The following is a 14,515-nucleotide window of genomic DNA, read 5'->3' as shown; positions in this document are numbered from 1 at the left end:
GTGTCGATCACAACGCAGACTCTGCCCCTGGAAGCTGCAACTCGTTCTGTGGCTTTCGCAGCCGGACTCGCCCGCTTCGCCGACCGGCCCGCCGTCGTCACTGAGTCCGGGACTCTCACCTACCGGCAGCTGGCGGAGCGGGTGGAAGCGGTCGCGGACCGCCTCGGTCCCGTCCGTCGCCTGGTACTGCTCGCCGCAACCAACGATGTCGACTCTCTCGTCGCGTACCTTGCTGCACTCTCCAGCGGGCATCCTGTCATCCTGGTTCCCGGGGACAAGCCCTCAGCCGTCGAATCGATCAGGGATAAGTTCGATCCCGACGTTGTCATGGCAGCAGGGGAGGGGGACGGGCGACCGAGCCTGAAGGAAGTTCGCGTTGGGACCGGACATGACCTCCATCCTGATCTCGCCCTCCTGCTGAGCACGTCCGGCTCGACGGGCTCACCCAAGCTGGTCCGGCTCTCGCACCGGAACCTGGAGGCCAACGCCGCGGCGATTGCGGAGTACCTCAGGATCGGACAGGCAGACCGCGCCGTGACCACTCTGCCCATGTCGTACTGCTACGGCCTCTCGGTCATCAACAGCCACCTCCTCAGCGGTGCATCGGTGGTCCTCACGGACCTCTCCGTGGTGGACCCCTGCTTCTGGGAGCTGTTCCGCAGCACCAAGGCAACCGCTTTTGCAGCCGTGCCGTACACGTTCGAGTTGCTGGAACGCGTGGGCTTCGACGCTATGGACCTGCCGACGCTGCGGTACGTGACGCAGGCCGGCGGCAGACTCGCTCCCGAGCTGGTGCAGCGGTACGCGCAGCTGGGCGAGGAACGGGGTTGGGAGCTGTTCGTCATGTACGGGCAGACCGAAGCCACCGCGCGGATGGCTTACCTGCCGCCCGCCCTTGCAGCGCGGAATCCGTCCAGGATCGGCGTCCCGGTGCCAGGAGGAAGTTTCAGGATTGACCCGGTTCCGGGGTTGGAGGACGGAGAGCTCGTCTACACCGGTCCCAACGTCATGCTCGGCTACGCGATGGACCCTGCCGACCTCGCCGACGGGCGCACCGTGAACGAGCTGCGGACCGGTGACCTTGCCCGGCGTCACCCGGACGGCCTGTACGAGGTGGTAGGGCGCCGCAGCCGGTTCATCAAGATCGCCGGCCTGCGCGTCGACCTTGGACGCGTAGAGCAAATTCTCGCCGGGTTCGGAGTCGACTCCACCTGCGCTGGCAAGGACGAACTCCTGGTCGTCGCTGTCCAGGGCGATCACGAACCCGACCTACTCCGGAAGGTGTTGGCCCGCGAGCTCGGCATCCCGCGCGGCGCCCTGAAGATGTACGCAGTGGAGAGCCTTCCGCGGCTCAACAGCGGGAAAGCGGATTATCAGGCTGTGCTGGCCCTTGCAGAACCTGGGGAGCCATCGCTCAGGGCACAGCCGGGGCGGAAGGAAGGACCGCAGGACGTACGAACCATTCTGGCGGAGCAGCTGGAGGTTTCCGCCGTCAGCGGCGACAGCACCTTTGTGTCGCTGGGAGGCGACTCACTGTCGTATGTCGCGACGTCGGTCCGGCTGGAGAACGCTCTTGGCACCCTGCCTGCCGATTGGCACCTGCGAACTGCCGCTGAACTCGAGCAAGGCGGCTCCCCGGGCCGGCGCCGCCGGTTCTTCGCCGCCATCGAATCGAGCATCGTTCTTCGCGCAGTTGCCATCATCCTCATCATCAGCACACACATCGGACTGTTCCACTGGGAGGGCACAGCCCACGTGCTGATGGCTGCCGCCGGCTATAACTTCGCGCGGTTCCAGCTGCAGGGCGAGCGCGGTGAACGGCTGCGCAGACAGCTGGTCAGCATCGCCCGCATTGTGGTACCCAGCATGGCGCTCATCGCCGTCGGCTACGTCATCACGGATCACTACAGCGTTGCGAACATCTTCCTCCTGAACGCGATGGTGGGTCCCCAGGAGGTGACCCCGGAGTGGCACTTCTGGTTCGTGGAGGTTCTGACCTACCTCCTTGTCTGCGCCGTTGCGCTGCTCGCTATTCCGCCGGTCGCGCGCCTGGAGCGGCGCTTCCCCCTGGGTTTCCCGCTCGGGCTGGTGGCCCTCGGCTTGCTGACGCGGTTCAACATCGTCGATCTGGACCTGCCAAATACCGCTCCTGCGCTGTGGCTGTTCGCTCTCGGGTGGGCGGCCGCCCAGTCACGGACGGTCGTGCACCGGTGCCTCATCACCGCCGTCGTTCTTTCATGCGTGCCGGGCTTCTTCTTCCACGACCAGCTCCGCGAGATGACACTGCTGGTTGGCCTGCTGGTGCTCGTCTGGTTGCGGACCCTGCCGGTTCCCCGGAGTCTGCAGCGCTTCACCGTGGTCCTGGCCAGTGCGTCTCTGTACATCTACCTCACCCACTGGCTGGTGTTCCCGCATCTGGAAGCCATGCATCCTGCGGTGGCCGTGGCCGCCTCGCTCGTTGCCGGGGTGCTCTATTGGGTGTTGGTGATGCGGGTGCCGGGTTGGGTCCGGTGGTCTTCGAGCCGACTGCGTGGACGGCACGAAGTGGCCGTCTGATCCGGTGGTGCCACATTCTGTGATGCCCGGGCTCAGGGTCCCGGACTCTAGGATGGAACCATGCTCAACACACCCTGGGACACCGGATCGCCGCTGTACCGGAAGCTGGTCATCAGCGCGCTGATCCTTACCGGCGTCGGTATTCTCCTGGCCGTCGCCGGGGCGATGCTGCAGACTGATCCGCTCGTGTTTGCCGCACTGCCCATCATCGTCGCGGGCATGGCGGCCCATCTCGCAGGCCTGGTGGTACGCGGACGGGACGCCCGTCGTCGTGCGCGACCGGGGAACGGTAACCCCCGGACCGGCCGGTAGCCGGACGAACAGTTACGCTGGACAGGCGCGTCAGCGCCTGAGAGGCCCCGATTACAAGGAGTTCCATGACGATCAATCCCGACCTTCAGGGGCGCAGCTACCCGGCTGCCGAGGTCTACACCGTTGGACGCGAGAAAATCCGTGAATTCGCCGAGGCCGTGAAAGCCACGCATCCGTCGCACTTCGACCCGGAAGCTGCACGGGCACTAGGCCACCGGGACGTCGTTGCCCCTCCCACTTTCGCAATCATCGTCGCCCAGCGCGCCGATGCGCAGCTGATCAACGACCCGGAGGCCGGCATCGACTTCACCCGGGTCGTCCATGCTGACCAGCGGTTCACCCACCACCGGCCGATCGTCGCCGGTGACGAGCTCGTTGCCGAGCTCCATGTTGACCAGGTCCGTGCCATGGGCGGCGGCGCGATGATCACCACCCGCGCCGAGATCTCCACGGTGGAGGGCGAGAAGACCGCAACAACCACGTCGTCCATCCTGGTGCGCGGGGAGGAGCAGTAAATCATGGCAATCACGCTGACAGACCTCGAAGTAGGCCAGGAGATCGGCCGGACCTCCCTTGGGGTCACCCGACTCGACCTCGTGAAGTACGCCGGTGCGTCCGGTGACTTCAACCCGATCCACTGGAACGAATCCTTCGCCCGGAGCGTGGACCTGCCCGGCGTCATCGCCCACGGGATGTTCACCATGGGCTCAGCGGTTCAGGTGGTGGCCGACTGGGTTGGCGATCCGACCGCCGTCATTGACTACCAGACCCGCTTCACACGGCCGGTGGTCGTCGAGGACACCACTGACCAGCCGGGTGTGGCAGGTGCGGCCATCGAGGTGGTCGGAATTGTGGGTGCACTTGATCCGGATAACTCCACCGCCCGCATCGACCTCACCGTCTCGGCAGGCGGTCAAAAGGTCCTGGTCAAGGCCCAGGCAGTGGTGCGGATTTGGTGACATCGCTTGCGGAGTTCACGACGTCGGCGGTCGGAGGTCCGGCCCGCGCCCTGATTGAGGCGCGCACGGAGGCCGAGCTCATCGACGCGGTTCGGTCCGCCGACGAGGCGGGGGAGCCCTTGCTGCTCATCGGCGGTGGCTCCAACCTGCTGGTTGCTGACAGCGGCTTCGCGGGCACCGTGGTCCGGATCGCTTCAACGGGCTTCACCGTGAACGACGACGACGCCACCTGCGGAGGCGTGATGGTCACCGCCCAGGCAGGCCAGCCCTGGGATGAGCTCGTCGAGTACACGGTGCGTCATGCGTACTCCGGGCTGGAAGCCTTGTCCGGCATCCCTGGCTCCACCGGTGCCGTTCCGGTGCAGAACGTCGGCGCGTATGGTGCGGAGGTTTCGCAGACCATCGCCATGGTGCGCACGTACGACCGCGAGACTCGGTCCATCACGTCGCTTGCCAACTTCGACCTCAAGTTCGGGTACCGGGATTCGCTGCTGAAGCGCACCACCGACTCCGGATCTCCCCGCTACGTGGTGCTCACGGTCCAGTTCCAGCTTGGCCTTGGCCGCATGAGCGCGCCGGTGCGGTACGCGGAATTGGCCCGGGAACTGGGCATCGAGGTGGGCGAACGGACGTACGCCAACGATGTGCGGCGGGCCGTGCTGAAACTCAGGGCGGCGAAGGGCATGGTGCTCGACCCGGCCGACCGCGATACGTACAGCACCGGATCCTTCTTCACGAATCCCATCGTTGACGCCGCCGTGGCTGAGTCCCTGCCTGCCGGCGCCCCGAGATACCCGATGCCGGACGACTCGGTGAAGCTCAGTGCGGCCTGGCTGATCGAGCAGGCCGGTTTCGGTAAGGGCTTCGGGCTCTCCGACGACGCCGGCTACCAGGCGGCAGGCGGTAGGGCCGCGCTGTCCACCAAGCACACTCTCGCCGTCACAAACCGTGGCGATGCCTCCGCGGAGGACCTCTTGAGCATCGCCCGACTGGTAGCCGATGGTGTGGACCAGCGCTTCGGCATCCGCCTTCACCCGGAACCGCTGCTGATCGGCTGCGCGCTGAACTGAGCGTGTGGCCCGCCGGACCTCTCAGGTTGTTGCATGCCGTCGTGCTTTCTCCGCCGCTGCACGCGTCTGCATGACTGCGTGCCGGTGCCAGCGGCTGTCAACCAGCTCCCGGCTGCACAGCCACTGCACAAGACGGGACACGAGGCTTATCTGCGCGAGGCGATCGTGGAAGTCCTCGAGGAGCCATGTCCTGCTGAGGAAGCGGGGGAGAGCGAAGACCAGCTGCTCAGCGCCAAGTATTCGCTCGAAGGCGCCCTCCGCCTCAAACTGCCGCTCCAGGGCCAGCAGCGAGGCTGTCTCGGCGCTGACGACGGAATCGCCCTCCTGCTCGAGGAAGAGACGCAAGTGGGCCAGGACGCGCCCGTAGCGCTCAACCGTGGCTGGGTGCCTGCCTGAAGCGCTCGCAGAGAAGTACCGCGTCAGGACCTTGTCTACTGGAATGTCTGCTGGAATCTGATTCATGCAGGACAGTCTGCACCCTGCTTCTGACATTTTTCTAGTACACAGCTTCGAAAGCCCGCCAGACGCGACCTACATAAAGAACATGCGCTGCAGGCAACGCGTGTGTGTTGCCTGCAGCGCATGTTCTTTCTCGAGAAGATTCCGCTCCCGGTCCGTCAGGTGAGGCCCGGCCGCGCGAGCTGTCAGAGGTTGCCGGTGGCGATGAGGAGCATGCGGCGCAGCGGCTCGGCTGCACCCCACAGAAGCTGGTCTCCTACCGTGAATGCGCTGATGTACTCGGGGCCCATTTCGAGCTTGCGGATCCGCCCGACCGGGATCTGCAGGGTTCCGCTGGCCGCCACCGGGGTAAGCCCCTGGAGAGTTGCTTCCTTGGTGTTCGGCACCACGGTTGCCCACTCATTGTCCTGATCAATGAGGTTCTCGATCTCACCGACCGAGAGGTCCTGGGTGAGCTTCAGCGTCAAGGCTTGGGAATGGGAGCGCATAGCGCCGATCCGTACGCACAGGCCGTCAAACGGGATCCGGGAGCCGTCGGCGACGTCGGTTCCCAGGATCTTGTTCGTCTCCTGGCCGGCCTTCCACTCTTCCTTCGACTGTCCGTTGCCTAGATCGGCATCGATCCACGGGATGACGGAACCCGCGAGCGGCACACCGAATTGGGAGGCGTCCATGTCAGGGTTCTTCTGCTGCGCCAGAACGGCGCGGTCGATGTCAAGGATTGCCGACGCGGGGTCTGCCAGGTTCCCGGCCACAGTGCCGTGGATTGAACCGAACTGATTCAGCAACTCACGCATGTGCCGTGCACCGCCGCCGGATGCTGCCTGGTAGGTCATGGAGGTGCCCCACTCGACCAGGCCGTTCCTGAACAGGCCGCCGAGGCCCATGAGCATGCAGGAGACCGTGCAGTTGCCGCCGATGAAATCCCGCACACCGCGGGAAAGGCCGGCGTCAATGACGTCGCGGTTGACCGGATCGAGCACAATGATGGAGCTGTCCTCCATACGTAGCGTGGAAGCAGCATCAATCCACAGGCCGTCCCATCCTGCGTCGCGCAGCTTCGGGTATACCTCCGAGGTGTACCCGCCGCCCTGAGCCGTGACGATGATCGGCAGCTTCGCGAGAGTCTCGACGTCGTAAGCATCCTCAAGAGCGCCGGCGCCCTCAGCGAACGACGGCGCAGCGCCGCCGGCGTTGGAGGTCGAGAAGAAGACCGGGTTGATGCGTCGGAAGTCGCCCTCGTCCTGCATTCGCTGCATCAGGACAGAGCCGACCATTCCACGCCAGCCGACCAGACCGACGGAGGGCACGGACGAGGACAGATTCGCTGCGGAAGTCATGAATCAAGTTTAGGGGAGCGGGTCAAACTGCCCCGGTCGGTTACGCCAACACCGAAACATCCCGGAAACAACGCCGGGTCACGAGCGAGTACGACGACGCCTAATGCCTCAGCGGTTCCCTGCCACCCGAATCGGACCGGGTCCACAAACTGATCCTGAAGCGAGTGCCGTTGGCTGAGGTGCTCCATCCCTCCGAGGGATCAACGCCCGTGAGGTTCCAGGCATTCGCCAGCGCCGGTGCGTGAGTGTCGCCCTCCATAGCGGAATCGATCACTGTCACCAGCGCCACATGGGCATGCGGAGCCGCCTCCGCGTAGATTTGCCCGCCGCCGATGACCCAGATCTGGTCACTGCCGTCACTCATCCCCGCCTCGCGGAAGGCGTCCTCAAGTGAATGTACGACGACGGCGCCCGGATAGCGGGCCGGGTCCAGCTCCTGCCGGCTCACCACGATGTTGGTGCGGCCCGGCAGCGGACGGTACTTTTCCGGGAAGGACTCCCAGGTGCGCCGTCCCATGATGACCGGGTGCCCCTGCGTGGTCCGCTTGAAGTGGGCCAGGTCCTCGGGCAGGTGCCAGGGCATGCTGCCGTTCCGCCCAATGACACCGTCGACGGTCTGGGCCCAGATCATTCCGACCAGGGGAGTGCCGGCCGGCTTCGCGAACTCCCAGTCGCCACTCATACGGCGATCGGTGCCTTGATGGTGGGGTGGTGCTGATAGTTCTCGACCGCGAAGTCCTCGAGCTCGTAGTCGAAGATGGTCTCCGGCTTCCGGATCAGGCGAAGGGTCGGGTAGGGGTAGGGGTCCCGAGACAGCTGCTCCGTGACCTGCTCCACGTGGTCTTCGTAGATGTGCACGTCACCGCCGGTCCACACGAACTCGCCCGGCTCCAGGCCCACCTGCTGGGCCACCATCAGCGTGAGCAACGCGTAGGACGCAATGTTGAACGGTACTCCCAGAAACATGTCCGCCGAGCGCTGGTACAGCTGGCAGGACAGCTTTCCGTCCGCCACGTAGAACTGGAAGAGGGCATGGCACGGGGGCAAAGCCATGTTTTCGATTTCCGCCACGTTCCAGGCAGAGACGATGTGCCGACGCGAGTCCGGGTTCGCCTTGAGCCCGTCAATCAGACGCTCAATCTGGTCAATGTGCCCGCCGTCCGGCGTCGGCCAGGAGCGCCACTGTACGCCGTAGACCGGGCCCAATTCGCCGTCGTCGTCCGCCCACTCATTCCAGATCCGGACGCCCCGCTCCTGCAGCCAGCGGACGTTTGAGTCACCGCGCAGGAACCAGAGCAGTTCCAGGGCGACGGATTTGAAGTGGACCCGCTTGGTGGTGATGAGCGGGAAGGACTCGGAGAGGTCGAACCGCAGCTGCCGTCCGAAGACGCTGCGCGTGCCGGTACCGGTCCTGTCCGACTTGGGTGTGCCGTTGGCCAGGACGTCTCGGAGCAGATCTTCGTAGGGTGTGGGAACCGGGGTAGTCACGGGATCCAGTCTAGGAGTATCACCGGCAGGAGCATGAACAGACTCAGTCGTCATACGCACGAAACTGCTCGACCGAGACCACTTGTCCCGCCTTCTTGCAGCTCACCTGGCAGATGATTGCCTCACCGGGCGCGAGGTATGGATCCGACGTCGGCAGCAGCCGTCCGAGATGCGCGGGCATATGTGCCCTGAGGACATCAAGGATCAGCGGCAGCACCGGCCGGTGACTGCAGACGGCGACCGGGCTCCGCCGGTCGAAGAGCTTCTCGATAGTGCCGGCGGCGCGTCCGGGCTTACGGGCGGCGTCGCGTTCAGTGATGGCGTCCACGAGCTTCAGTTTCGCGTCGGAGCGCCTGATGTACGGCATGACGGTTTGGACGCAGCGGTCCCAGGGGCTGCTGACGATGCGATCGGGCGACCAGGCCAGCAGCAGGCGGCTGACCGCCTGGGCCTGGCGCCGTCCGGAGGCTGCGAGCGGGCGCTCCCCTTCGGCACGCGTCCAGGAAGACCGCGGCTTGGCCTTCGCATGGCGGACGACAATGAGCGGCCAGGTGGCCAGGTTGTCCTCTGCGAACGCCTGGGTAAGGGCATTCAGGGGTTCCCGGTCGGATGATTTGCTCAGCAATTCGGCCGCCCGCTCCGGGGAACACCAGAGGAAATCATCGACCTCCTTGCCGTCCGGCTTCGGCGTCATGCCTTCCGCCTTGGCCGCCCAGTAATGCACCACCTTGAGCCCGGAGGTGACCGGGTACTCAATGGTCGGCAACGGGATGCCGAGCTTGACCGACAGGCCGATTTCCTCGAAGACCTCGCGGACGGCGCACTCTGGAGTGGTCTCGCCCGGATCGATCTTGCCTTTCGGCCAGGACCAGTCGTCATAACGGGGGCGGTGGATCAGCAGGACTTCCAGCGCGCCGGACCGCTTGCGCCAGCACAGGGCACCGGCAGCGACGACGGCGGCTCCCCGCCTGCTCTGCTTGCTGTCAACCGCCGTATCGGGCTGCGTCATCACCGTCGAGCGGGCCGCAGCCGGCTGCGGGAACGGGAGGCAAGCAGCCACGACTGGACGTCGTCGAGTGGTTCGCCGTCGTCATCCTTGTGATGGCGGATCCACTCGCCGTCGCTGTCCAGATGCCAGCTGGCAGTTCCGCTGTCGAGGTAGCGATCCATGAGCGAGATCAGGTAAGTGATGTGCTCCGGCGCGGATAGCTGGACCAACGCCTCCACCCGGCGGTCGAGGTTGCGGTGCATCATGTCCGCCGAGCCGATGAAGACGGCGGGATCGCCCGCATTGGCGAAAGCAAAGACACGCGAGTGTTCCAGGAACCGGCCAAGCACGGAACGAACGGTGATGTTCTCGCTGAGGCCGGGTACACCGGGGCGCACCGAGCAGATGCCGCGAACGATCACGTCGACCTGGACACCGGCCTGCGACGCCCGGTACAGGGAGTCGATGAGGGCCTCGTCAACAATCGAGTTCACCTTGATGATGACCCGCGCTTCGAGGCCGGCCTGGGCGTTCGTGATCTCCTGTTCGATGCGTTCGATCAGGCCGGACCGGACGGAGCGCGGCGCGACGAGGAGGCGCTTGAACGTCGACTTCGGGGCGTAGCCGGAAAGCTGGTTGAACAGCCTGGAAAGGTCCTCGCCCACCTGATGATTGGCGGTGAGGAGTCCGAGGTCCTCGTAATAGCGTGCGGTACGCGGGTGGTAGTTTCCGGTGCCGATGTGGCAGTAGCGGCGAAGCCCGTCGATTTCCTGGCGAACCACGAGGGAGAGCTTGCAGTGGGTCTTCAGGCCCACGATGCCGTACACCACATGAACGCCGGCCTGTTCCAGCTTCCGGGCCCAGGAGATGTTGGCCTGCTCATCGAAGCGGGCCTTGATCTCAACCAGCGCCAGCACCTGCTTGCCAGCCTCCGCGGCGTCGATCAATGCGTCGACGATCGGGGAGTCGCCCGAGGTGCGGTACAGGGTCTGCTTGATGGCCTGGACCTTTGGGTCCACCGCCGCCTGCTCAAGGAACGCCTGCACCGAGGTGGAGAAGGAGTCATACGGGTGATGCAGCAGGATGTCCCGCCGGCGCATCGCTGCGAACACGTTCGCGGCTTTGGACGTTTCGCTCTCGTTCAGGTCACGGCTGGTGTGCGCCACGTGCTTCGGGTAATGCAGGTCGCCGCGGTCGATGCCGGCGATGACCGAGAGCCCCCGCAGGTCCAGCGGTGCCGGCAGGTCGTAGACCTCGGCTTCCTCCACGCCGAGCTCGCGGGAGAGCAGCGCCCGGATGCTCGGGTTGATGTCGGTGGTGACCTCAAGCCGGACCGGCGGTCCGAAGCGGCGCCGCAGGAGCTCCTTCTCAAGCGCCTGGAGCAGGTTCTCGGCGTCGTCTTCCTCGACCTCAAGGTCCTCATTCCGGGTGACTCGGAAGGTATGGTGCTCGAGGACCTCCATGCCGGGGAACAGCTGGTCCAGATGGACGGCGATGACTTCTTCCAGGGGGATGAAGCGCGCGGTCCGGCGGGCGACATTTCCGGCGCGTGGCCCGTCGACGGAAACGAGGCGGGGCAGCTGGTCGGGCACCTTCACACGGGCGAACAGTTCCTTGTCGCTCACCGGATTGCGCACGACGACGGCGAGGTTCAATGAGAGCCCGGAAATGTACGGGAACGGGTGGGCCGGATCTACAGCCAGCGGCGTCAGGATCGGGAAGACCTTCTCCGCGAAGAGTTTGTTGAGGTCGGCCTGCGCGGCAGCGTCCAGTTCGTCCCAGGTGGTGAGATGAATGTTCTCGGCCGCGAGCGCCGGCCGGATGTGCTCCGAGAAGACAGCGGCGTGGCGTCGCTGCAGCGCCAACCCCTCGGACATGATCGTCTCGAGCTGCTCGATGGGGCTCAGCCCGGCTGCGGAGGGTACCGCCAGCCCCGTGGCGATGCGGCGTTTCAGTCCCGCCACCCGCACCATGAAGAACTCGTCCAGGTTCGACGCGAAGATTGAAAGGAAGTTGACGCGCTCAAGCAGCTGAAGGTCCGGGTCCTCCGCCAGGTCCAGGACCCGCGCATTGAAGTGGAGCCAGCTCAGTTCACGGTCGAGGAAACGATCCGCCGAGATCTCGCCTGAGGGCAGCAGGCTTGGGGCGAAATCGGGGATGTCGATGCGGTCCTGTGTTGCCCGCGCGGGAGCCACTTCCGACGATCCATACCGGGCCGGGACGCGCGCGGCGGTTTCGGCTTCCATAGTGTCTCCTTCGTGGTTCGGGCGAGGCACAGCGCGTGCCTTAAAAGGGGCCGTTGGAGCCCTCCTCAACCTTACAAGTTGTCCGCGGTGTTCCCGGGTGCGTACATCACATCGACGTCCCACCGGGTGAAGCCGAGTGACCGATAGAGCGCCACGGCGGGAGTGTTGTCCGCGTCGACATACAGCATGATCGCTTGAAGCCCCAGTGAATGCAGGTGCTCAATTCCCGCGATCGTCAGAGCCTTGCCGAGTCCCATGCCCTGGGCAGCGGGGGTCACACCCACCACATACACCTCGCCGATGGCCGGGTGCTTGCCGCTTCGCGGGTGGACCTTTGTCCAGTGAAACCCGAGGAGCTGCCCATCCGACTCCCGAACGGCCAGTATCAAACCCTTGGGGTCGAACCAGTCCTCCGCCATGCGAGCCTGCAGGTCCTCAAGGGTCAGGGAACCCTGCTCCGGATGGTGAGCGAACGCAGCAGCGTTGGCCTCGAGCCAGGCCTGCTCGTCCTGGCCCGGCGAGAAGGTACGCAACGTCACGCCTTCGGGAACGACAGCCTGGGGAACTGTCGCCTCAAGCGCTGCACGGGTCTGTCGCATGCGCCATAGTTCGCGGACGGGAGTGAATCCGGCCTTGACGGCGAGCTCGACGGCGGCAGCGTGGTTGCCGTGCGACCAGGCCCGCAGCTCGGGGAGTTGGTGGTCCTGCAGCGCCCGCACGAGGCTGGTGCCGACGCCCTGGTTCCGGTAGGTGGGCCGCACCACGAGCTCAAGGACCCCCACTTGTCCGGGAATACGGGGAAGGCTCACGACGGCGACGCCTGCAAGTTCTTCATCGTTCTCATCACCGTCGCTCGCATACGTGGTGAAAACCAGCAGGGACTCCGGGTGGGTGTGGGAAGTGCGCAGGTTCACCAGCGTCTGTTCCGACAGTGGGGGGTTGCCGTCCGCGTCCTCGGCAGCGTGTGCAAGGCCGACGATGTCTTCCAGTACCTCACCGCGCGGCGCACCGCCGATGGTGAGGATGGGCCAGGTGGGTGTCTGGGCTGCTGTCATCTGATCAGCGTAGCCGTGAGGACTGCGGTTCCGGGAGGCTTTTTGGTGGCATCGTCGCCGTGCTGTAGGCTTTTCAAGCGCTCGAAAGAGTGCAACCGGGGGGATGCGCCAGTGGGGCGCCCGCGATACGTTCGACCCGTATGTCCTCCACGAATAAGGAAGGCTCCCTCGCCGCAGCAGCGGAGGGGGAGCCTTCTCTTGTGTCTTCTGGTTGGCGCTTACGCCTTCTGGTTGATCGTGGAATCTTCCGGCTGCCGGGAGAGCGTGAACCGGTAGCCCACGTTCCGCACGGTGCCGATGAGCTGCTCGTGGTCGGCGCCGAGCTTGGCCCTGAGCCGGCGGACGTGGACGTCGACGGTGCGGGTGCCCCCGTAGTAGTCATAGCCCCACACCTCATGCAGCAGCTGGTCACGTGTGAAGACCCGTCCGGGATGCTGCGCGAGGTACTTCAGAAGCTCGAATTCCTTGTAGGTGAGGTTCATGGGTTCGCCTCCCACCCGTGCGGTGTAGCTGGCCTCATCGATGATGACGCCGGATGCGTGGATTTCGCTTGAGACTTCCTCGGCGGCGGTGTTGGCCCTGGCGATGACGAGGCGCAGACGTGCTTCCACTTCCGCGGGTCCCGCAGAGTCGAGGACTACGTCGTCCGCCAACCAGTTGGCCGCAACAGCGGCCATCCCGCCTTCGGTGAGCACGAGCATCAGCGGTGCGCTCAACCCTGTGGCCCTCAGCAGTTGAGTCAGGGACCGGGCACCGACGAGGTCCTTGCGCGCGTCGATGATTACGACGTCGCAGGGTTCGGTTTCGAGCAGGGCGGTTGGTTCTGCGGGAAGGATATGAACCTTGTGGTTCAGGAGCTCAAGCGCAGGGAGGACATCCACGGACGAGCCCTGACTGTTCGTGAGCATCAGGATGTGCGGCATGTGTCCTCCAAAGGTAGGGACGCGCATCATCGGGCGGGCAGCGGTGACCGGGCGTGCCGCGAACGGGAGCGTTCCGGCAGGCCGGCAGCGGATTCGCACCAGTATACCGGTGTGACTCTCCGCACCCCGTAATATTCGGCGGGCGCCACCTCATAAGGGACTCTCCCGCAACCGGGCTCCTGAGCGCCGCACCGCCCGCTTTCGACGCCTTCCGCACCGGTAGGGCAGTATTGCAGGGGTGAGAATCATGATGGCGGCACTGGTCGCGGCGGTAGCTCTGATCGCTGTGGTCGGCGCGTCTTACGCGTCACTGGCGGTGACCGCCGGCGTCGTCGTCGTCCTGATTCTTGTGGCCGCGATCGGTTGGCCCTCCGTATTGGGAGTGCCGGCGCGCAAGAGCCAGTCCGCGGCCATAGCCATCAGCGCGCTCGCCGCCTGTGCCGCCGCTTACCTGTCTCCCTCGGGGACGGCGCTGACTTGGTTGCCGGTCGCAGTGGCGCTGGGTGTGGGAGCGGTCTTCCTCATTCAGCTCGTCCGCGGAACCGGCCAGAGTCTCCGGCTCGAATCAACACTCGGCGCCAGCTCCGGCGTGCTCATCATCGCCCTCGGTGCCGGCTGGATCGCAGCCGAAAACCTCAGCATCAACTCCGGGGCCTCCGCCGTCACTCTCGCCACCGGGACCAGCGTGCTGGCGGCCGTCGCTGCTGCGGTTCTTCCCTGGCCGAACCGGGTGGTCGTCCCACTGGGCGTACTCCTGGCCGCGCTCGCCGGCCCGCTGGTTGCACTGGCTTTTCCCGTGGAGGCGGGCCCCGCCGCTATCATCGGTGCGGTGTGCGGAGCCGTCGTGATGGCAGGCCGCCGCCTGGTCATGAGCCGGGAGGAGCCCCTTGATACGGCCGCGCTCCTCTCCGTGGGAACTGCGCCGATCCTGGCCATCGGATCGCTTGCGTACTTCCTTCAGCGGCTCCTGCTGAGCTGAGACTCGCCCTTCCAAGGTTGTTCATAGTGGCGAAAGCGGTGGAAGCCCGGCGTTAGGATGGAGCCATGTCAATTCTTGCGCTGGAAATCTTCTTCATCTCGCTGCTGGTCATTGCTGGGCTGGGCATGGCCGGTTTCGCT

General features: G+C 65.3%; 14 protein-coding genes. 6 read left to right on the top strand and 8 right to left on the bottom strand.

Annotated elements, in window-relative coordinates; translation table 11 throughout:
- From M1D74_RS12225 to M1D74_RS12205, 5 genes are all read left to right on the top strand, one after another.
- Positions 1-2,556, top strand: coding sequence for an AMP-binding protein (locus M1D74_RS12225; RefSeq protein ID WP_458115466.1), 2,556 nt, complete (start codon positions 1-3; stop codon positions 2,554-2,556).
- Between the two features lie 60 nt (positions 2,557-2,616).
- Positions 2,617-2,868: a hypothetical protein gene (locus M1D74_RS12220; RefSeq protein ID WP_309071447.1), complete on the top strand. Its 252-nt coding sequence runs from the start codon at positions 2,617-2,619 to the stop codon at positions 2,866-2,868.
- A gap of 65 nt (positions 2,869-2,933) precedes the next feature.
- Positions 2,934-3,383 carry an FAS1-like dehydratase domain-containing protein gene (locus tag M1D74_RS12215; protein WP_309071446.1) on the top strand — a complete coding sequence of 150 codons (450 nt, stop codon included), beginning with the start codon at positions 2,934-2,936 and terminating at the stop codon, positions 3,381-3,383.
- Positions 3,384-3,386: 3 nt separating this feature from the next.
- Entirely contained in the window at positions 3,387-3,827 is a 441-nt protein-coding gene (locus tag M1D74_RS12210) for a MaoC family dehydratase (protein WP_309071445.1), read from the top strand.
- On the top strand, positions 3,824-4,897 hold the full coding sequence (locus M1D74_RS12205; RefSeq protein WP_458115465.1) for a UDP-N-acetylmuramate dehydrogenase: 1,074 nt from the start codon (positions 3,824-3,826) through the stop codon (positions 4,895-4,897). Before M1D74_RS12210 ends, M1D74_RS12205 begins: the two co-directional genes overlap by 4 nt.
- Before the next feature lie 21 nt (positions 4,898-4,918).
- On the opposite strand, the gene M1D74_RS12200 is transcribed toward M1D74_RS12205, so the two are convergent.
- From M1D74_RS12200 to M1D74_RS12165, 8 genes are all read right to left on the bottom strand, one after another.
- Positions 4,919-5,359: a hypothetical protein gene (locus M1D74_RS12200; protein WP_458115464.1), complete on the bottom strand. Its 441-nt coding sequence runs from the start codon at positions 5,357-5,359 to the stop codon at positions 4,919-4,921.
- Between the two features lie 182 nt (positions 5,360-5,541).
- The gene (gene asd / locus M1D74_RS12195) at positions 5,542-6,696 is read right to left on the bottom strand and encodes an aspartate-semialdehyde dehydrogenase (RefSeq protein ID WP_309071442.1); all 1,155 of its coding nucleotides are present in this window, start codon (positions 6,694-6,696) and stop codon (positions 5,542-5,544) included.
- A 100-nt stretch (positions 6,697-6,796) separates the two neighbouring features.
- The gene (locus M1D74_RS12190) at positions 6,797-7,378 is read right to left on the bottom strand and encodes a dihydrofolate reductase (protein ID WP_309124320.1); all 582 of its coding nucleotides are present in this window, start codon (positions 7,376-7,378) and stop codon (positions 6,797-6,799) included.
- A complete protein-coding gene (locus tag M1D74_RS12185; protein ID WP_309072321.1) occupies positions 7,375-8,184 on the bottom strand; it encodes a thymidylate synthase in 810 nt (269 codons plus the stop codon). The genes M1D74_RS12190 and M1D74_RS12185 overlap by 4 nt, the downstream gene beginning before the upstream one ends.
- A gap of 43 nt (positions 8,185-8,227) precedes the next feature.
- Positions 8,228-9,193, bottom strand: coding sequence for an NUDIX hydrolase (locus tag M1D74_RS12180; RefSeq protein WP_458115463.1), 966 nt, complete (start codon positions 9,191-9,193; stop codon positions 8,228-8,230).
- On the bottom strand, positions 9,193-11,418 hold the full coding sequence (locus M1D74_RS12175) for an RNA degradosome polyphosphate kinase (protein ID WP_309072323.1): 2,226 nt from the start codon (positions 11,416-11,418) through the stop codon (positions 9,193-9,195). The genes M1D74_RS12180 and M1D74_RS12175 overlap by 1 nt, the downstream gene beginning before the upstream one ends.
- 71 nt (positions 11,419-11,489) lie before the next feature.
- Entirely contained in the window at positions 11,490-12,473 is a 984-nt protein-coding gene (gene mshD, locus M1D74_RS12170; RefSeq protein WP_309072324.1) for a mycothiol synthase, read from the bottom strand.
- A gap of 218 nt (positions 12,474-12,691) precedes the next feature.
- Positions 12,692-13,396, bottom strand: coding sequence for a winged helix-turn-helix transcriptional regulator (locus M1D74_RS12165; RefSeq protein ID WP_458115462.1), 705 nt, complete (start codon positions 13,394-13,396; stop codon positions 12,692-12,694).
- A 247-nt stretch (positions 13,397-13,643) separates the two neighbouring features.
- Here M1D74_RS12165 and M1D74_RS12160 point away from each other — a divergent pair, with 247 nt between their 5' ends.
- Complete coding sequence (locus tag M1D74_RS12160) at positions 13,644-14,375, top strand: hypothetical protein (RefSeq protein ID WP_458117182.1); 732 nt, start codon at positions 13,644-13,646, stop codon at positions 14,373-14,375.
- Positions 14,376-14,515: the final 140 nt, after the last annotated feature.

The organism is Arthrobacter sp. D2-10, assembly GCF_054161285.1.
Note: the sequence above shows the minus strand (reverse complement) of the source record. Positions and strands in the feature narration are given on the sequence as shown.

Bases quoted from the DNA above. Each gene is read 5' to 3' on its own strand.
- M1D74_RS12220 (WP_309071447.1), top strand. From the start codon at position 2,617: ATGCTCAACACACCCTGGGACACCGGATCGCCGCTGTACCGGAAGCTG.
- M1D74_RS12215 (WP_309071446.1), top strand. From the start codon at position 2,934: ATGACGATCAATCCCGACCTTCAGGGGCGCAGCTACCCGGCTGCCGAG.
- M1D74_RS12210 (WP_309071445.1), top strand. From the start codon at position 3,387: ATGGCAATCACGCTGACAGACCTCGAAGTAGGCCAGGAGATCGGCCGG.
- M1D74_RS12200 (WP_458115464.1), bottom strand. From the start codon at position 5,359: ATGAATCAGATTCCAGCAGACATTCCAGTAGACAAGGTCCTGACGCGG.
- asd (WP_309071442.1), bottom strand. From the start codon at position 6,696: ATGACTTCCGCAGCGAATCTGTCCTCGTCCGTGCCCTCCGTCGGTCTG.
- M1D74_RS12190 (WP_309124320.1), bottom strand. From the start codon at position 7,378: ATGAGTGGCGACTGGGAGTTCGCGAAGCCGGCCGGCACTCCCCTGGTC.
- M1D74_RS12180 (WP_458115463.1), bottom strand. From the start codon at position 9,193: ATGACGCAGCCCGATACGGCGGTTGACAGCAAGCAGAGCAGGCGGGGA.
- M1D74_RS12175 (WP_309072323.1), bottom strand. From the start codon at position 11,418: ATGGAAGCCGAAACCGCCGCGCGCGTCCCGGCCCGGTATGGATCGTCG.
- mshD (WP_309072324.1), bottom strand. From the start codon at position 12,473: ATGACAGCAGCCCAGACACCCACCTGGCCCATCCTCACCATCGGCGGT.
- M1D74_RS12165 (WP_458115462.1), bottom strand. From the start codon at position 13,396: ATGCCGCACATCCTGATGCTCACGAACAGTCAGGGCTCGTCCGTGGAT.
- M1D74_RS12160 (WP_458117182.1), top strand. From the start codon at position 13,644: ATGATGGCGGCACTGGTCGCGGCGGTAGCTCTGATCGCTGTGGTCGGC.